The organism is Parasphingorhabdus sp. NYA22, assembly GCF_976973735.1.
Genome location: NZ_OZ333477.1, coordinates 3,483,431 through 3,500,675 on the forward strand (window position 1 = coordinate 3,483,431; position 17,245 = coordinate 3,500,675).

General features: G+C 55.6%; 17 protein-coding genes. 10 read left to right on the plus strand and 7 right to left on the minus strand.

What is annotated here, in order from left to right; genetic code table 11:
- The first annotated feature begins 2 nt into the window (after positions 1–2).
- Complete coding sequence (locus tag ACWFTY_RS16590) at positions 3–1,223, plus strand: CCA tRNA nucleotidyltransferase (protein ID WP_447526919.1); 1,221 nt, start codon at positions 3–5, stop codon at positions 1,221–1,223.
- 83 nt (positions 1,224–1,306) lie between these two features.
- Entirely contained in the window at positions 1,307–3,262 is a 1,956-nt protein-coding gene (gene acs / locus ACWFTY_RS16595) for an acetate--CoA ligase (protein ID WP_447525284.1), read from the plus strand.
- Positions 3,263–3,360: 98 nt separating this feature from the next.
- Here acs and ACWFTY_RS16600 read toward each other — a convergent pair whose 3' ends face one another.
- The gene (locus tag ACWFTY_RS16600; RefSeq protein WP_447525285.1) at positions 3,361–4,038 is read right to left on the minus strand and encodes a nitroreductase; all 678 of its coding nucleotides are present in this window, start codon (positions 4,036–4,038) and stop codon (positions 3,361–3,363) included.
- A gap of 166 nt (positions 4,039–4,204) precedes the next feature.
- On the opposite strand from ACWFTY_RS16600, the gene ACWFTY_RS16605 reads away from it, so the two are divergent.
- Complete coding sequence (locus ACWFTY_RS16605; RefSeq protein ID WP_339693314.1) at positions 4,205–4,384, plus strand: hypothetical protein; 180 nt, start codon at positions 4,205–4,207, stop codon at positions 4,382–4,384.
- A 40-nt stretch (positions 4,385–4,424) separates the two neighbouring features.
- Here ACWFTY_RS16605 and ACWFTY_RS16610 read toward each other — a convergent pair whose 3' ends face one another.
- Positions 4,425–4,979 (minus strand): TetR/AcrR family transcriptional regulator, encoded by a 555-nt coding sequence (locus ACWFTY_RS16610; RefSeq protein ID WP_447525286.1) that lies wholly within the window; start codon positions 4,977–4,979, stop codon positions 4,425–4,427.
- Positions 4,980–5,149: 170 nt separating this feature from the next.
- Between ACWFTY_RS16610 and ACWFTY_RS16615 the strand changes: the two genes are divergently transcribed.
- The gene (locus ACWFTY_RS16615; protein WP_447525287.1) at positions 5,150–5,632 is read left to right on the plus strand and encodes a hypothetical protein; all 483 of its coding nucleotides are present in this window, start codon (positions 5,150–5,152) and stop codon (positions 5,630–5,632) included.
- 19 nt (positions 5,633–5,651) lie between these two features.
- Here the strand turns inward: ACWFTY_RS16615 and ACWFTY_RS16620 are convergent, their stop codons facing one another.
- The 4 genes from ACWFTY_RS16620 to ACWFTY_RS16635 all read right to left on the minus strand — a co-directional run bounded on the left by ACWFTY_RS16620 (position 5,652) and on the right by ACWFTY_RS16635 (position 9,698).
- On the minus strand, positions 5,652–5,825 hold the full coding sequence (locus ACWFTY_RS16620; protein WP_447525288.1) for a hypothetical protein: 174 nt from the start codon (positions 5,823–5,825) through the stop codon (positions 5,652–5,654).
- A 271-nt stretch (positions 5,826–6,096) separates the two neighbouring features.
- Positions 6,097–8,370 carry a DNA topoisomerase IV subunit A gene (gene parC, locus ACWFTY_RS16625; protein ID WP_447525289.1) on the minus strand — a complete coding sequence of 758 codons (2,274 nt, stop codon included), beginning with the start codon at positions 8,368–8,370 and terminating at the stop codon, positions 6,097–6,099.
- Between the two features lie 84 nt (positions 8,371–8,454).
- The gene (locus ACWFTY_RS16630; RefSeq protein WP_447525290.1) at positions 8,455–9,237 is read right to left on the minus strand and encodes a ceramidase domain-containing protein; all 783 of its coding nucleotides are present in this window, start codon (positions 9,235–9,237) and stop codon (positions 8,455–8,457) included.
- Positions 9,234–9,698 (minus strand): hypothetical protein, encoded by a 465-nt coding sequence (locus ACWFTY_RS16635; RefSeq protein ID WP_447525291.1) that lies wholly within the window; start codon positions 9,696–9,698, stop codon positions 9,234–9,236. Before ACWFTY_RS16635 ends, ACWFTY_RS16630 begins: the two co-directional genes overlap by 4 nt.
- A 176-nt stretch (positions 9,699–9,874) precedes the next feature.
- On the opposite strand from ACWFTY_RS16635, the gene ACWFTY_RS16640 reads away from it, so the two are divergent.
- From ACWFTY_RS16640 to purQ, 6 genes are all read left to right on the plus strand, one after another.
- On the plus strand, positions 9,875–10,879 hold the full coding sequence (locus ACWFTY_RS16640; RefSeq protein WP_447525292.1) for a DUF4349 domain-containing protein: 1,005 nt from the start codon (positions 9,875–9,877) through the stop codon (positions 10,877–10,879).
- Between the two features lie 121 nt (positions 10,880–11,000).
- On the plus strand, positions 11,001–11,777 hold the full coding sequence (gene purC, locus ACWFTY_RS16645) for a phosphoribosylaminoimidazolesuccinocarboxamide synthase (protein ID WP_447525293.1): 777 nt from the start codon (positions 11,001–11,003) through the stop codon (positions 11,775–11,777).
- Positions 11,778–11,920: 143 nt separating this feature from the next.
- The gene (locus ACWFTY_RS16650; RefSeq protein WP_447525294.1) at positions 11,921–13,180 is read left to right on the plus strand and encodes a transferrin-binding protein-like solute binding protein; all 1,260 of its coding nucleotides are present in this window, start codon (positions 11,921–11,923) and stop codon (positions 13,178–13,180) included.
- Between the two features lie 8 nt (positions 13,181–13,188).
- Positions 13,189–14,607, plus strand: a complete 1,419-nt coding sequence (locus ACWFTY_RS16655) for a surface lipoprotein assembly modifier (protein ID WP_447525295.1) — start codon at positions 13,189–13,191, stop codon at positions 14,605–14,607.
- Between the two features lie 118 nt (positions 14,608–14,725).
- Complete coding sequence (purS, locus tag ACWFTY_RS16660; protein ID WP_447525296.1) at positions 14,726–14,980, plus strand: phosphoribosylformylglycinamidine synthase subunit PurS; 255 nt, start codon at positions 14,726–14,728, stop codon at positions 14,978–14,980.
- Positions 14,980–15,636 carry a phosphoribosylformylglycinamidine synthase subunit PurQ gene (gene purQ / locus ACWFTY_RS16665; RefSeq protein ID WP_447525297.1) on the plus strand — a complete coding sequence of 219 codons (657 nt, stop codon included), beginning with the start codon at positions 14,980–14,982 and terminating at the stop codon, positions 15,634–15,636. The genes purS and purQ overlap by 1 nt, the downstream gene beginning before the upstream one ends.
- A gap of 399 nt (positions 15,637–16,035) precedes the next feature.
- On the opposite strand, the gene ACWFTY_RS16670 is transcribed toward purQ, so the two are convergent.
- Positions 16,036–17,154, minus strand: a complete 1,119-nt coding sequence (locus ACWFTY_RS16670; RefSeq protein WP_447525298.1) for an OmpA family protein — start codon at positions 17,152–17,154, stop codon at positions 16,036–16,038.
- Positions 17,155–17,245: the final 91 nt, after the last annotated feature.

Here is a 17,245-nt window from a genome sequence, read left to right on the forward strand (position 1 = left end):
CCATGAAAATGCCGTCGGCAGAATGGACAGAAAGACGCGGTCTGGCGGAGTTGATTTCGGCGCTGGATGGCAAGGCGCGTTTTGTTGGCGGAGCGGTGCGCGACACATTATTGGGTCTCGCGGCAAAGGATATCGATGTCGCCACATCGCTGCTGCCAGAAGATGTGATGGAGCGACTGACGGCCGCATCAATCAAGGTCGTTCCGACCGGCATCGCGCACGGTACGATTACCGCAGTCCTGCCGGACGGTCCTGTAGAGATCACTACGTTGCGGCGTGATGTTTCCACCGATGGGCGGCGCGCCACAGTCGCCTTCAGCGATGACTGGCGGGAAGACGCCGCGCGCAGGGATTTCACGATTAATGCGCTTTCCGCCGATCCGAAGACGCTGGAGGTTTTCGACTATTTTGACGGTCTCGAAGATCTGAAAAATCTCCGGATCCGATTCATCGGCTCGGCCGCAGAGCGGATCGCCGAAGATCATCTGAGAATCATGCGCTACTTTCGGTTTCTGGCGCGCTTCGGCCAACAGCAGGTTGAGGATGATGCATTCAACGCCTGCATCGCCGCAGCAGCGAAGCTCGAGACACTTTCCCGCGAGCGAGTGGCGGACGAGCTTTTGAAACTTCTCGGCACTGACGATCCACGATTTGCGGTAAGCCAGATGTTGGATGCCGGAATATTTCCGCATATCATCGCGGAGGTCGCCCCGGATTCGAAGAACCTGTTCGGCAGACTCATCAAACGCGAGCAACTGCATCATGTCGGACCCAGCGCTATCAGGCGGTTGGTGGCTCTGCTTCCCAAGGATAAAGACAGGGCCAGTCAAATAGCCAAGAGCTTGAAGCTGTCCAAAAAACAGCAGAGGGCGATTGGCGAACGACTTTCTGCCGGAATTAACGAAAACACCGAAGATCAAGCGGCAAGTCTGACGGACATTCGCGCCTTCGCCTATCGCACAAGCGTAGACACAGCCCGCGATGTGGCGCTCCTGTTCGCGGATGATAGTGCCCTGCCCGAAATGCTGGGACAGCTCGAAGGCTGGCAGCCGCCGGTCTTTCCGCTAACCGGCGGTGACCTGATCGGACAGGGCCTGAAGCCCGGACCGATTGTCGCAAAGAGTCTGGCCAAAATCGAGGCGGTGTGGATTGCGAACGGATTTCCGGATGAGCAGTGGGTCCGTAAATTACTAGAAGATCAGGATGTAACGCTTCTGACATGAGCCGGAATAACCGGTGGTGACAAAATTGATATTTGCGGCAGAAAAAACTATCTTGAATAGATGCCGATAAGGAGAGACGAACCATGACGGACAATGCGGAAAACAAAGGCCTAGTCGGGTTGATGCCCTCCCCGCGCAGCGATGCGCCCACCCATTGCACGGCGGCAGACTATGACCGGCTCTATCAGGAGAGTATCAGAGATCCGGACGGCTTCTGGGCCCGTCAGGCAGAGCGCCTCGACTGGCAGACAGCCCCAACCAAAATTGCCGACTGGTCCTTCGATCCGGTCTCGATCAAATGGTATGAAGATGGTGTATTGAACATCTGCCACAACGCAGTCGACCGCCATGTTGCTGATGGCAAGGGCGATGTCACCGCGCTGATTTTCGAACCCGATGATCCGAAGTCGCCCGGCCGCACGATCACTTATACCGAACTGCTGGCAGAAGTCATCAAAATGGCCAACTGCCTGAAAAAACTGGGTGTCAAAAAGGGCGACCGGGTGACCATCTACATGCCGATGATTCCCGAAGGCGCGATCGCCATGCTGGCCTGCGCCCGCATTGGCGCGATCCACAGTGTGGTATTCGGCGGCTTCTCCCCGGATGCACTGGCCGGCCGGATAGAGGATTGCGACAGCAAGTTCGTGATCTGTGCGGATGCGGGTCGGCGCGGCGGCAAAACGGTGCCCCTGAAGACAAATGTCGATGCCGCGCTGGAAAAGGTTTCGGTCGACGCCGTGCTGGTGATCAACCATACGGACAGCAATGTCGGCATGACCGCAGGGCGCGATCACTGGTATCATGAAATATCCGCCGACGTCGCTGCGGATTGCCCCTGTGAACCGATGAACGCAGAAGATCCGCTATTCATTCTCTATACCTCCGGCTCGACCGGCAAACCCAAAGGCGTGCTGCACACGACCGGCGGCTATGCGGTCTGGGTCGCGACGACTTTCCATTATACGTTCGACTATCAAGCCGGTGAGGTTTTCTGGTGCTCGGCCGATATCGGCTGGGTCACCGGGCACAGCTATATCGTTTATGGCCCGCTCATCAACGGCGCGACCGAGGTCATGTTCGAAGGCATACCCAACTACCCCGATTTCGGTCGCTTCTGGGAAGTGGTGGAAAAGCACAAGGTCAATATCTTCTATACCGCGCCGACCGCCATCCGCGCGCTGATGCGCGAAGGAGACGAGCCCGTTAAAGCCCATGACCGGTCATCGATCCGGCTCCTCGGCACGGTCGGCGAGCCGATCAATCCGGAAGCCTGGCGCTGGTATTATGATGTGATCGGCGAAGGCAAGTCACCGATAGTCGATACCTGGTGGCAGACCGAGACCGGCGGCATCATGATCACCACTCTGCCTGGCGCGCATGGCATGAAACCGGGTAGCGCGGGCAAACCGTTTTTCGGCGTCCAGCCGCAATTGGTCGATGGCGAAGGTCAGGTTCTCGACGGCGCGACCGACGGCAATCTGTGCATCACGGCGAGCTGGCCGGGACAGGCGCGCAGCGTCTATGGCGACCATGAACGGTTCATCCAGACCTATTTCAGCACCTATAACGGCAAATATTTCACCGGTGACGGCTGCAAGCGCGATACCGATGACTATTACTGGATCACCGGGCGGGTCGATGATGTGATCAATGTCTCGGGCCACCGGATGGGCACGGCAGAAGTTGAATCCGCTCTGGTGTCTCACCCCAAGGTCGCCGAGGCAGCGGTTGTCGGCTATCCGCATGATATCAAGGGACAGGGCATTTATTGCTATGTCACATTGAATGCAGGCGAGCCCTCATCCGAGGAACTGGTGGCCGAATTGCGGCTGCACGTCCGCAAGGAAATCGGGCCGATCGCCACACCCGATCATTTGCATCTGACCCCCGCCCTGCCCAAAACCAGGTCCGGCAAGATCATGCGGCGTATCTTGCGCAAGATCGCCGAGAATGAACACGGCGCGCTGGGTGACACGTCGACGCTGGCCGATCCGAGCGTGGTCGATGCGCTGGTCGAGGGCAGACTGAACAGATAAATACGTGTACCTGCGAAGGCAGCTATCCATCTCCAGACAGTTCCGCTTGGCGCATTCGGGAGACGGGCCCCTGCCTTCGCAGGGGCACGCGAATTCGGCTAGCCGTCAAAGCCGACAAAAACAGCAGCTTCGTCAACCGACTTGCGCGTTGATACCACGGCGTTTGCCGGAAAGCTCTCGTCCGGCCAGCCCAGCGCTATGCTTTTCATGATCACCTGATCATCGGCGATCCCGGCGTGCTCGCGGACCACGGGCGATTGCATGATGCCCTGGCTGTTGATGACAGTGCCGAGGCCGCGCGACCATGCCGCGTTGACCAGCGCAGTCGCCACGGCGCCGCAGTCAAATGGGGTATCGTCGCTGCCGTCCACTGCCCGATCGTAGGTGATGATCACGCATACAGGCGCGTCGAACTGGCGGAAGCCCCGCATCACCCAGTCCTGCCGGGCATCCTTGTCGTCGCGCTCGATTCCCATCGCCGAGAATAGCTGCTTCGCCACGCCAATCTGCCGCTCGCGATGTTCGCCCGCGAAAGCCTGACCTTGACGAAACTCGCGCGATTGCGGGACACCGGCCAGCATCCGCTCGGTATTGCCCGCACGAATTTTTTCCAGCGGCTCGCCGCTAATGACGTAGAAATTATAAGGCTGCGTATTCATCGACGATGGCGCGCGCATCGCTAGCCCAAGGATCTCTTCGATCAGCTCTTTCGGCACGGGTTCTGGCTTATATCCGCGTATGCTGCGGCGGCCGAGGACAACTTCGTCAAACTGCATGGGAGTCTCCGTTTACAAATATCCCTCGCTGGCTAGCGGACAAATGCCCCTGTGCAAACCTCGATCCTCATGATTGTGGCAGCTATCATCTGTCGCGAGCGCATATGCGGCGAGACCGTCGCTCTATTTGGGTGCACAATTGCGACAATCTGTTAAGCCGCAAGGCATGAAAGAACATTTTGAACGCCACAAGCAGGCATGGACCAGCGAAGAGATCCAGAAGCTTCACGCTTTTGCGAAAAAAGGCATGACGCTCAAAGCCATTTCCAAGGCGCTGACCCGCAGCGAAGAATCGATCCGCACACGGTCGAAACTGGACAAGGTGAAAATTGCAAAGAAGCGCTGATCCTTCGGCAATGGTTGACGCCCGATATTCAGCCTGGCCTCTAATCCGGGTTGGATACAGAAATTCTGGATCGCAGCAACAGAGTCGCCTGATCGTATAATTTTGAATCGCGATGGGCGCGCGCCACCAATTGAGCCCCATCGACGAGAGCAAGGCACGCGTTCGCTTCTTCCCCAGGATTTCCGATATCTGCTATGCTGCCATCCTTGAGGCCAAGTTCGAATGTATCGGTTAGCCAAGCTAGATTTGCTTGATGGAACGTCATCAGATCGTCGACAATTTCTGTTTGCAGGCTCTCGCGGTCGATATTGAGCGCAATCGACATACAAATAGATTCTCCCTCCTCGATCAAGGAACCCGTTTCTATAATATAGGCCATCAAGCGATCGCCTGCGCGGCTTTCATTGCCAGCTGTATGGTCCAGGAACGAGAATATCTCACCAGAAAAACGCCTGAATATCGCGCCTATCAGTTCCGACTTTGACGAGAAATGATAATAAATGCTCGACTTTTGAATCCCGACGTCACGGGCGATCTGATCCAGACTAACGCCATTATATCCTCGCCTGCGAACTGCCTCGGCGGCGGTGTCCATGATCGCTATTCTGGTACTCATCCCGCGCCCATAACAGCAGCCTCAGGCTATGTAAAATACACTATGCCTGCCATGAATTCTAAGAATATCCGACATTAATGTTAACGATAAACCCCTATTCCTGATTGACTACCAACCGATCGGTCGATACGGGCTCGCAAGTCGAGTATGTGACAGGAGTAAATATGCGTGAGTACAAAGATATAATTTCTATGAATGCCGACCATAGCAATCCAACTGATCGCTCACTCAAACAAGTTAAAGCACCGGTTTCAAATATCGAGATAGACAAGAGTCGCAATATTGATCCAGCCAGAACCGCTGCGATCTTGTTGAAAAGCCGCGCCGTCGCAGTGGAACAATTACGGGACAGCAAACTTCATATCGACGATATTTCATGGCATATATTGCTGGATCTGATCGTTTCAATGGACACAAAAAACCCGGTTACCGCAATGGACCTGGCGATCACACTCAATGTGACGGACGCCATCATGCTAAGATATGTTAATTACATGATTGATGCAGGGCTGGTCGACAAGCATGTCGATGCTGAGGATATGGCGCAGGTGCCGTTAAAAATAACCGCAGCCGGCAACGCGCTGAGCCGGGATATATTGCAGAAAATCGGTCCAGAGCTCGTCAATTTCTGACGCCTCTATTCCCTAATCACTAAGCAGCTTTTATCGCGCCACTGACCCGTTCGATCTCCGCGATCTGGCAGAGTTCTCCGATCGCTATATCGACATGAATGGCAGCGATACTTGCCTGAATAGTGTCAAGTTCCGATAGAATCTGCTCGAGCTGATCGATCCATTCACGCAAGGCCTCAGTTTCAGTGCTCATCGGTTTAAAAAATTTTTCCTGTTATTCTTATGGCACCAAAATCAGACCGGCACCGTTTGACTCGTTTTGCTCCGTCAAGTCAACCATTTCCCATGAACGACCGGAAACTGCCCCATATTCGAGACTATTATCGGGTGATTTGATAATGGTAGATTTCAAATCCTATGTAAATATTTATATTTTGACGTAAAATATACCTATTTAAGAGCTGATACCGAGCCTCTCCTGTAATCCGCTATCCGCAGGAATTGATCCCTTTCGGACAGCCGCATCAATCAAACTTCCCGCTCTTTGGAAATCCCGTTGGCGGCAAGCGGCCGGCCGCGCCGCGCGCGACCCGCCACATGGTCAGGTCATTTTCGGTCCGCGTCCGGCCACTATCGCCGCCCATGGCCCAGCTCAGACCTTCTTCCAGCCTGAACACGATTGCATCGGAAAGCCCGCCATCCTTGTAGCGTTGCAGCATCACACCCTGTCCCTTGGCCATTTCCGGCATTTCGGCCAGGGAGAAGACGACCAGCTTGCGATTCTCGCCGATCGCCGCGACATGGTCGGCTTCTTGGGGAATCGGACGGACCACGATCAGGCGCGCGTCGCCCTTCAGGTTGACGACCTGACGGCCTTTCTTGGTTTCCGCGACCACATCGGCGATATTCGCTACGAAACCACGCCCCCAGGTCGAAGCCAGCAACAGCCTGGCCTTCATGTCTGCAACCATCAGCGCAATCGGTTCGGCACCGGCCTCGAGATCGACCATTGATCCGACCGGTTCGCCAAATCCGCGTGCACCGGGAAGCTTGTCCGCGCCGAGCGTATAGAAGCGCCCGTTGTCGCAGCACATCAGTAGCTTGTCGGTTGTCTGCGCGTGGAAGGCATATTTGGGGCCATCGCCTTCCTTGAATTTGAAGCTGTCCGGGGCGGAGAGGTCGGCGTGCCCCTTCATGGCCTTGATCCAGCCGCGCTGCGACATGATCACGGTGACCGGCTCTTTCTCGATAAAGGCTTCGAGTGAAATTTCCCGTGCAGGCGCCGCCTCGATCAACATCGTGCGCCGCGCGCCCAGCGCGGTGTCCTCGGCATAAAGTTTGCGCAGGTCCGCGAGGTCTTTTTTCAGCCTTGTCTTTTGCCGCGCCGGACTTTCGATCAGCTTTTCCAGCCCTTCCCGTTCCTCGAGAAGCTTGTCGCGCTCGCGCCGCAGTTCCATTTCTTCGAGCTTGCGCAAAGACCGCAGACGCATGTTGAGGATCGCTTCGGCCTGACGATCGGTCAGTTCGAATTCTTCCATCAGCATCGGCTTGGGTTCGTCATGGTTGCGGATGATCTCGATCACCCGGTCGAGATTGAGATAGGCAATGATATAGCCGCCGAGCAGCTCCAGCCGGGCATCGATCTTGTCGAGCCGGTGCTGCGAACGGCGGAGCAACACTTCGATCTGGTGGATAATCCACTGTTTCAGCACTTCGGTGATGCCCATCACCTTGGGCACCCGGTCCTTGTCGAGCACATTCATGTTGAGCGAAAAACGATTTTCGAGATCGGACATCCGGAACAATGCGTTCATCAGATCCTCGGGATCGACCGCGCGACTTTTCGGTTCCAGGACAATCCGGACCTGTTCGTCAGATTCATCGCGGATATCAGCGAGAATCGGTAGTTTCTTGTCGGCAATGATCTGCGCGATCTGCTCGATCAGCTTGCCCTTCTGCACCTGATAGGGAATTTCGGTGACGACAATCTGCCATGCACCGCGCCCCTCGGCGTCTTCCTTCTCCCATTTGCAGCGTACCCGCATCGCACCGCGGCCACTCTCATAGGCGGCGTCGATAACCGATTTGGGATCGACCAGCGTGCCGCCGGTCGCCAGATCCGGCCCCTTGATGATCGCCATGATCTCGGCATGCTCCGCCTTGGGCGAATCAATCAATAGCGTCGCAGCGTCGATAATTTCGTGGACATTATGCGACGGGATGCTGGTCGCCATACCCACGGCGATACCGCTAGCGCCATTGGCCAGCAGATTCGGGAACAGCCCGGGCATGACCTCGGGCTCTTCATCCTCGCCATTATAGGTAGGCTTCAAATCGGCGGCATTCTCGTCCAGTCCGCTCATCAGCTCGATCGCCGTACGCGTCAGCCGGGCCTCGGTATAACGATAGGCGGCCGCATTATCGCCGTCGATATTGCCGAAATTTCCCTGACCGTCGACCAGCGGATAGCGCAGAGAGAAAGTCTGGGCGAGGCGGACCATCGCGTCATAGACCGACTGATCACCATGCGGGTGATATTTACCGATGACATCACCGACCACACGGGCACATTTCTTGTAACCCTGTGACGGATCAAGCTTGAGCAGCCGCATCGCCCACAACAGGCGCCGATGCACCGGCTTCAACCCATCGCGCAAATCGGGCAACGACCGCGCGGTGATCGTCGACATCGCATAGATCAGATAGCGTTCGGACAGCGCCGCATCAAAGGGCGCTTCGACTATCGCATCAAATTCATCTTCGGGTTCTTCGGGCGGGGCTGCGGTTACATCACTCATGCGAGGAGCGATAGCAGGCTGGATTCATGCTTGGTAGTGGGAAAGTGGCCGATTGATGATGGAGCCCGTCTTCGTGACACGATTTTATCTTACGGGCCGCTCGCTGCGATAATAGAGAAAGGCAAACCATAAGGCGACCGCACCGAGCAGGTGCCAGACGGCATGGCCCTGCAGCAGGCTTTCGGGCGCGCATAGCTGGCCGCGCTGGTCGAGGTTCCAGATCGTGAATGCGACAATATTGGCGACGAGGCCGGCGACATAATAGCCGGTCCGGACCTGCGGGCGCAGCGGTCTTGCGAAGACAAGTTCCAGGATGATCGCGGCGAGGAGAACGACGGCAAAGAGCCAGCGACGGACCTCCGGCAGCGCATAGAGAATCGCGACAAGCACTGCACAAAGCAGCCCGTAATAGATCATCGCACGCCGGTCCGGGATGCGCCGCCATTTCGCGAGCGCGCTAACCAGAAAAAATCCGCTGACCAGATACATGCCGAGCACATCGAAAAACTGGCCCCATAATGTAAGCGTCGCGTGAAGCAGGACCGAGCCAATCCCGACGATGATCGCAGCCACCCCGAGCACGCTCGCCGACAGCGGCGGAAAGGCAGACATCCAGTCACGGGACCGGGCCAGCAAGATCATCAGAAACCCGGCAAAGACAAAACCGAAAGACGAGATACTGTTGGCCGGTTGCAACAGCAGCGCACCGGTCCGCGGGATTTCGCAAAAGCATCTGGTTTCCGTACAAGTCGCTGCTGGATAGATCGCCCAGTCAGGCCCGATCAGGTTCAGCAAGACGATGGTCGCGGCCGCGGCCAATGTTGTCAGTGCGAAAGCAATACCCAGCTTGCCGATGATGCTGGTCATAGCGAGAGCCATTTTTCCGGCAAATCCAGACCTTCCCGTTCATTATCCCAAATCATGCCCATAATCCACCAGCGACCATTGGGTTTCCCGTCCTCTCCCATAGCATCATTCCAGAGATGGATCATATTCACGCCACGAAACTGGATTTCGGGATGTTCCGGACTCTCGCGCGCTTCATATGCAGAAAAGACATGAGCGACCTGACCAAAAATGTCGACCTTGCGGCCAATTTCAATCTCGTAAAATGACTTGCCTTCGAGCAGCGGGATCGTCGCCGCGACAAATTCATCATAGCTGAACGGATAGGCGACCGGTTTTCCATCCTCGATGCGGGTGCGGACCAGCACGCAACGCGGATGATAGATTTCGCGATCACGTTCCCAGTCCTGCCCGCCCGGCGGTCCCGAGATACAATCGTAGAGCGTGTCCAGTAGTTCGTCGATGGTCGCATATTTGGTCATTATACTGCTCCGCTATTTCGGAGTTTGACACAGGTTTGGCGAAAGCTCGAGTCTCTTGTCAGCATAAACTCAATGGGCTGATCAGCTCATCTTTCATAACACACGTTTTGCCGTTGACGATGTAATGTTATCACATTAGCTTCAACCCTTCCCTTCGGGGGAGAGGAGCAGGAAAAATGCGATTTTCAATATATAGCATCGCGGCCATATGCGCGCTGAGCGCGTGCAGCGACGGCGATGAATATTCAGCGGAGTATGAAGCTGCCGAATATACCGCATCGGACGCGAGTGCGGCGGCTCCGAAAAACGAATTTGGCTTCATGGAAGCAATGGAGACACGTTCAGCTGATGAAATTGCGCGCGACACCGCGAAGGATCATGTTCAGTCTGGCCTTGATGGTCCGGCTGAAGCGATGGACGGGGCAGCGAACGAGAATGATATTCCCATTTCCAGTCCGCAAATCGCCTATAGCTATGAATTCGGCTATCGCATTTCTGCCGGGCAGATTTCAACAGTCCAGAAACAACATTCGAGCTATTGCGAGAAACAAGGCCCGTCGGTCTGCCGCGTCATCAATTTGCGGCGCAGCGGTGACGAGGCAAATTATGCTTATGCCATGCTGCATCTCGAGGTCGCAGCACCCAAGGCAAAAAGTTTTGGCACCGGCCTGACAGCTATCGTTGAGGATGCGGGGGGATATGAAGCTTCCACCGCAATAGAGGGCGAAGATCTGTCCAAGCAAATCATCGATACGGAAGCGCGTTTGCGCAGCCGGGAATTGCTTTCGAAACGTTTGACCGAATTGCTCCGCACACGCAACGGCAGTGTCGAAGAGCTTGTGAAGGCCGAGCGGGCCGTCACCGAAGTCAACGAGGAAATTGACAAAGCGCGCAGCTGGCTCGCGGAAATGCGGGGGCGGATCGCGTTCAGCAAGGTCATCGTCAACTATGAATCAAATGCTCCCGGCGCAGGCAGCTTCACCGCTCCCATTCGCAGTGCATGGAATAATATATCGAGCATGCTGGGATCATCAATCGGCGCGCTGATGAGAGTTTTGACCGTCACCCTGCCCTGGATATTGGTTTTGTGGCTGGGGATTTACCTGCGTCGCAGATTCAAGGCACCAGACCGCACATTCTGGGGACGGAGGACCGAAGTAGCCGCATCATCTGACGATTGATTGCGCAGCCATTCAGTTTGGCATATAGGTAAAGTTCAACGCCCCGGTTCAATCGAAGTCGTACGATTCGATTTTCCGGGGCATGATTTTTGTCGCTCTCTTTGCGAAGTGGAACCAAGCAATGTCCCGTCGTCGCCAGATTTATGAAGGTAAGGCCAAGATTCTTTACGAAGGTCCTGAGCCAGGCACTATCATCCAGTATTTCAAGGATGATGCCACCGCTTTCAATGCCGAGAAAAAAGGCACGATCAACGGCAAGGGCGTGATCAACAATCGCATCAGCGAACATATTTTCACATTGCTCGGCCACATCGGCATCCCGAGCCACTTCATCCGCCGGCTCAATATGCGCGAGCAGCTCGTCAAACAGGTCGAAATTGTGCCGATCGAGGTGATCGTCCGCAATGTCGCTGCCGGATCTCTTTCCAAGCGCCTCGGCATCGAAGAGGGTACACCATTGCCGCACACCTTGCTGGAATATTGCTACAAGGATGACGCGCTCGGCGATCCACTCGTCGCCGAAGAACATATCGCCTGTTTCGGCTGGGCCAGCCAGGAGGAAATGCAGGACATTTCCGCCATGGCTATCCGGATCAACGACTTCATGGCCGGCATGTTTGCCGGAATCGGTATCAGACTGGTTGATTTCAAGCTCGAGTTTGGCAGAATTTTCGAAGGCGATTTTTCGCGGATCATCCTCGCTGACGAAATCAGTCCGGACGGCTGCCGACTATGGGACATAAAGACCAACGAGAAGCTCGACAAGGACCGGTTCCGCCGCGACCTTGGCGGGGAAGCCGAAGCTTATCAGGAAGTTGCCCGGCGGCTCGGACTGTTCCCGGAAGGCGGTAGCGAAGTGACTGACCTCAATAGCGAACGAAAGAAGCGCGGGAAGTAGCGATCCGCCCTGCTTCGCCGAACAATATGGCAAGCCGCACATTGATCAGCGATGACGACGAAAACCTGTGGTGGTTTACGCCAAATTAACCATTGAACTGATAGCACGGACCTCATGTGGAACCCATGTGAGGAATTATTCCGATGCGCCTTTTGATTTTGCTCGCCAGTACAACGATGCTAGCCGCCTGCGGCGGCGCCGGCCCACAATCCGCTGGCAGTAGCGCGCCTCCTACCGGAACCGGAGGCACGAGCGGCGGTACCGGCAGCGATACGGTCCACACATTTGCTGACCCGACCGAGGCAAAAACCTATACGGCGATTGGCTCTTCGCACAGTTACCAATCAACCGTTGATGATCCGGGCGGAAACGGCCAGCAGCGGACAGTGCGTCAAACTACCCAGACCGGACAAATATATCAGGGTGATGCCACCACGGTCCGCAATTCCAATCTGACGATCGCCTATGATCCACGGGATGCAATCTTCAACGTCAGCTTCACCAATGGACTAGCGGGAACATCGGGCGCCAGCCGTTTTCAGGATCCCCTGCATCGTACAAATTTTGGCGGTGCTGTTGAACCTCAGTTTGGCACACCAGATTTGGCATCGGATATGTGGGGAATCCCGGGGGTCCAATATCTTGAATCCGGTTCTCTATCGAATGTGGCCCAGGCGCGGCCTGTGGCCGGTGGTCCCGACGAGTTCCTCTTTAACCTGATTGATCAGACCGAAGCCGGCACCTACGATGCGACAACATTCTTTTACCAGCTGCCTGGAACCGACACGCAATATGTGACCTTTGCCGGCTACCTTAGAAACACCGCAGCGGTATCATATGATTTCGACACCGCCCTGACCACCCAGGTGAGTACGCTCGAGAGAGGCGCCTTTGCATATGGTCAAATAACGTCCAACGATGCAGTGCCCACCAGCGGAACCGGTACATTTGACGGTACCATGCTGGCGACCATGGTCTTCAATGACCAACCGGACGTCACAGGCAATTTAGATACCTATATGCAGTGGATCGCCGGCTCCGCATCGACGAGCGTCAATTTCGGAGCCAACACATTTTCGCTGTCGCTGGATGGTTCGGTTGGCGCGCCCATGTTCGACGGTACCAGCGGACAACAAAGCGTGCTGGAGGGAGCGAAATTTTTCGCCAACGGCGGCGGCGATATAAATCTTGTCTCTGCGGGCGGATTCTTTGGCCAGTTTAACGAGGCCTGGTTTGTCAATCCGGATAATACGAGGCTCGATCTTGTGATCGCCGGATCCAGCATCAACGGTGCCTTTTATGGTCCGAAAGCGCAAGAAGTGGGGGGTGGTTATCGCATCGTCGGCGGAACGCCGGACGAACGGATCGACATTCTGGGAACTTTTGTCGGCAAGCAGCCCTAGAGGCGGGGATGCGTAATTCTGCCACTCTCGTCAAAGCTGTAGCTGTATCCTGCGTCGCAATCGCGGGATTCGGTCAAGCTCAGGCAGCGGGGCCGATGGTCATATTGGCCGATGGCGCTGCCGAGATCGCCCCCGATTTGCAACCTGCCTGCGATACGGCCGGCCAATGCAACCTTCGCGTCACGCCGGAGCAGCTATTGGCCAAGGCGGAAGCGCTGATTCACGAGAAAAATTATCAGGCGGCTCTGCCTCTGGTCGACGCGCTCGGACAGGTCCCGGAACTGCGAATGCAGCAACGGTTTCTCGCCGGCTATATCGCAATTGAAACGGGCGACGTCAAAGGCGCGATCAAGAAATTCAGGACGATTCTGGATGAGAATCCTGGCCAGACACGGGTACGGCTGGAATTGGCCAGAGCCTATTTGCTGACTGGCAAGGAAGCGAGCGCAGACTATCATTTCCGGTTGGCGCAAAATGATGAAAATCTGCCGGACGAGATCGCCAAAACCATTCGCAATACCCGCAGCATTTTGCGCGACCAGCGGATCTGGCGATTCAGTTTCGACTTCGGCTTCGCGCCGGATACAAACATCAACGGCGCTACCGATGCCGAAAGCATCGACATCAACTTCGGCCCGATAAAACTCCCCCTGCAACTTGATGACAATGCCCGCGAACGTTCGGGCATCGGCCAAACGGCGGGCTTTTCCGGCGGGATTCGCGTAAAGGCCAATGACCGCCTAGCTTTGCTGTTTGATGCTGACAGCAAGATCGTCAATTATACGGGCAAAGCGGCTGATGATATCGTCATCCAGGTCGCCGCCGGTCCGGAACTCCGGGTTGCACGCTACAGCAGCATCTCTCTCCAAGCGGTTGGCCTGCAGCGCTGGTATGGCGGCAATCTCGCCACCCGTGAATATGGTGGCCGGTTCGGATATCAGCAGGCGCTTAGCGAAGGACAGAGACTAGGCGTCGAACTGGACGCTCGGCGTACCGAATCCCAGATCAGCAATTCCTATAGCGGCTGGCAACTAGGCGCGAACGCCACTTACGAGCATCTGGTCGGCAAGTCGCTGATCGCATCGGCCAGTGTTTTCGCCCGTCGCGATCTCCTCAATGCCGACGGTTTTTCGAGCTTCAACTATGGTGTCAATCTGGGCCTAGGCGGAGAATTGCCAATGGGACTGAATGCCGGTGTTGCGGCCAGCGTCAGCCGCTCCGCATTTGATGCGCCTTTGCTGCTCTATTCCACGGAAAAACGCGAGGATTGGCGCGGATTTGCCCGCGCCTATATGGGCAGCCGCAAAATCAAGTTTCTCGGATTTTCACCATCTGTCGACTATGTATATTCGCGGGTGGACAGCAATTATGACCTGTATGAAATGAGCCGTCACCGCGTGAACTTTAAATTCGCCCGCTATTTCTGAATCGATAAAGCGAAAATCGGCGGCGCGCCCTTTCCAATTCTCCTTCTAACTCTTGCCCCGGCTAATCTTGGCGCTATAGCATGGCGTTATTGATGACGGCAAAACGCGAGGGCGCAGGATGAAAGTCAGAATATTTGTAACGCTGAAAGATGGCGTATTGGACCCTCAGGGCAAGGCCATCCATCACGCGCTGGAAAGTCTCGACTTTTCCGGGGTCAACGATGTGCGCGCTGGCAAGCTGATCGAACTCGACATTGATGCATCCGTCAGCCGCGAAGAAATCGAGAAAATGTGCGACAAGCTGCTCGCAAACACCGTCATTGAAAATTATGATATCGAGATGCCGGAAGCGGCACCGGGGACTATTTCCTGATGCAATCTGCGGTGATCGTCTTTCCCGGCTCGAACTGCGACCGCGACATGGCCGTCGCACTGGAAACGGTTTCGGGGCAAAAGCCTCATATGGTCTGGCACGGAGACAGCGAACTGCCCCCGGGCCTGGATGTCATCGCGATACCGGGCGGCTTTTCCTATGGCGACTATCTGCGATCGGGCGCCATGGCTTCCCGTTCGAACATCATCAAGCCGGTCATCGAAGCCGCCAATCGCGGCGTCAAGATATTGGGCGTGTGCAACGGCTTTCAAATCCTCACCGAAACCGGCCTGTTGCCCGGAGCGCTGATGCGGAACAGCAATATCCATTTTGTCTGCAAGGACGCAGAACTTGATGTCGTCAATACCGGGACGATTTTTACGTCGGACTATGACAGCAATACACCCATCACGATCCCCGTGGCCCATCATGACGGCAATTTCTTTGCCGATGATGAAACGCTGGACCGGCTGGAAAGCGAGAATCAGATCGTGTTCCGCTACCATAACGATATCAACGGTTCCTCGCGCAATATAGCCGGTATCATCAATGAAGCCGGCAATGTCCTGGGGATGATGCCGCACCCGGAACGGGCAATCGACAAAAAGCACGGCGGTACTGATGGACTGGCGTTATTCGAAAGCTTGCTGAGCTAACGCCGAGTTGGTTCCGATCGCTACCGGCGTCCAACCCCGACCTCTCCAATTGCTCAATATCTTCCGGCTTTCGGAGTGCACCACGCATATTCAGTGAAGATGTCGACGCTGAGCGGCAGCAGTAGAGTCATATCGCACATAGACTTGGCCAATCGGTTGGCACCGATGTCGTCCGCATGGTGAGCGGATAGGCCCGGCTGCACCGTAAGCGATGCTCGACCTCGCCCCTGACATGTTAATCCAGATTCTCCATGCGAAATATATCCCGACGGCTTCGAACCATATCTTGGGAACGCGGCTGCCTGCAATAAGGCCGGCCTCTGTCACATCATTGATGCGAAAACGAAAAAGGGCCGGTCCGAAGACCAGCCCTTTTCACAATTGGCAGTAATGTCGGTATTAGTTACCGGAACCAGGTCCGTACATAACTTCAACACGACGGTTCTGAGGCTCACGAACGCCGTCTGCGGTTTCAACGCGAGGACGCGATTCACCGAAGGCTTCGCTCGAGATGGCGCCGCCGCCAATGCCGCGCGATTCAAGATACGCACGAACAGCGGTGTTGCGACGCTGGGACAGACCGACGTTGTAGCTGGCGGAACCAGATTTGTCAGCGTGACCAGCCAGCATGACCTGAGCCGAACCACAATCACCATATGCGGTAACCGCATTGTCGAGAACCGAAGCTGCTTCTGGAGTGATATCCGACTGATCCCAGTCAAAGAACACAATATAAGGGCCAGGTGCACATACAGCCGGTGGTGGCGGTGGTGGCGGTGGTGGCGGTGGAGGTGGCGGTGGTGGAGGCGGCGGTGGCGGTGGTGCCGCTGGTTCGCCGCCGAAGTTGTAGATCAAGCTACCCAGAATCGAGTGGGTCGACACATCGGTCGAAACGTCACGACCGAGGGAGTCAACCAGATCGACGCCGGTTGTGTTGAAATAGCGATATTTCAGTCCAACATCCCAGCTGTCGCTAATTGGAGCGCGAACGCCAGCGATAGCCTGCCAAGCGAAACCGGTATCGGAATCGTCAAGCCAAGGAGTAGCAATGATATTGGTGAGTTCTGTACGAGCAACACCAACGCCGCCGCCAACAAAGCCCTGAAGTCCATCATCATCGCCGAAATCAACCATGCCGTTCAGCATGAAGCTGAGCGCGTTGACATCACCATTTGTCGGCGTGAAATATCCGGCACTTCCGGAACCTCCGAGACCAGGAATAAACGCGCCGCCGAGAACCGGGGTCGTACCAATAAGGTCGCTGGCGCTAGCCTGCTTGTAACCGACTTCAGCTTCGAGGCGGAATGATCCGAAATCATAACCGACTATTCCGTCAAAATCATATCCTGTGTCGTGATCGATGCTAGCAGTATCTGAGATACCACCAATATCAAGATCGACATCTTCGACAATCATCGCACCGCCCTCGACACCGACATACCACTGGCCATCACGGGCCAGAGCAGGTGTTGCGAGCGCTGTGGAGGCAAGCGCCATTCCTAAGGCAAGCTTCCGCATTTATATTCCCCTTCTCAATTAGGTTCTAAATTCACGCCGCTTTCTACCCGCTTGATCTTGCCAGTGCAAGCAACCAAATTGCATAACTGTT

Bases quoted from the DNA above. Each gene is read 5' to 3' on its own strand.
- ACWFTY_RS16605 (WP_339693314.1), top strand. From the start codon at position 4,205: ATGAAAGAACATTTTGAACGCCACAAGCAGGCATGGACCAGCGAAGAG.
- ACWFTY_RS16635 (WP_447525291.1), bottom strand. From the start codon at position 9,698: ATGACCAAATATGCGACCATCGACGAACTACTGGACACGCTCTACGAT.
- purC (WP_447525293.1), top strand. From the start codon at position 11,001: ATGTCCCGTCGTCGCCAGATTTATGAAGGTAAGGCCAAGATTCTTTAC.
- ACWFTY_RS16610 (WP_447525286.1), bottom strand. From the start codon at position 4,979: ATGGACACCGCCGCCGAGGCAGTTCGCAGGCGAGGATATAATGGCGTT.
- purS (WP_447525296.1), top strand. From the start codon at position 14,726: ATGAAAGTCAGAATATTTGTAACGCTGAAAGATGGCGTATTGGACCCT.
- ACWFTY_RS16650 (WP_447525294.1), top strand. From the start codon at position 11,921: ATGCGCCTTTTGATTTTGCTCGCCAGTACAACGATGCTAGCCGCCTGC.
- acs (WP_447525284.1), top strand. From the start codon at position 1,307: ATGACGGACAATGCGGAAAACAAAGGCCTAGTCGGGTTGATGCCCTCC.
- ACWFTY_RS16640 (WP_447525292.1), top strand. From the start codon at position 9,875: ATGCGATTTTCAATATATAGCATCGCGGCCATATGCGCGCTGAGCGCG.
- ACWFTY_RS16590 (WP_447526919.1), top strand. From the start codon at position 3: ATGAAAATGCCGTCGGCAGAATGGACAGAAAGACGCGGTCTGGCGGAG.
- ACWFTY_RS16600 (WP_447525285.1), bottom strand. From the start codon at position 4,038: ATGCAGTTTGACGAAGTTGTCCTCGGCCGCCGCAGCATACGCGGATAT.
- ACWFTY_RS16670 (WP_447525298.1), bottom strand. From the start codon at position 17,154: ATGCGGAAGCTTGCCTTAGGAATGGCGCTTGCCTCCACAGCGCTCGCA.
- parC (WP_447525289.1), bottom strand. From the start codon at position 8,370: ATGAGTGATGTAACCGCAGCCCCGCCCGAAGAACCCGAAGATGAATTT.
- ACWFTY_RS16630 (WP_447525290.1), bottom strand. From the start codon at position 9,237: ATGACCAGCATCATCGGCAAGCTGGGTATTGCTTTCGCACTGACAACA.
- purQ (WP_447525297.1), top strand. From the start codon at position 14,980: ATGCAATCTGCGGTGATCGTCTTTCCCGGCTCGAACTGCGACCGCGAC.
- ACWFTY_RS16655 (WP_447525295.1), top strand. From the start codon at position 13,189: ATGCGTAATTCTGCCACTCTCGTCAAAGCTGTAGCTGTATCCTGCGTC.
- ACWFTY_RS16620 (WP_447525288.1), bottom strand. From the start codon at position 5,825: ATGAGCACTGAAACTGAGGCCTTGCGTGAATGGATCGATCAGCTCGAG.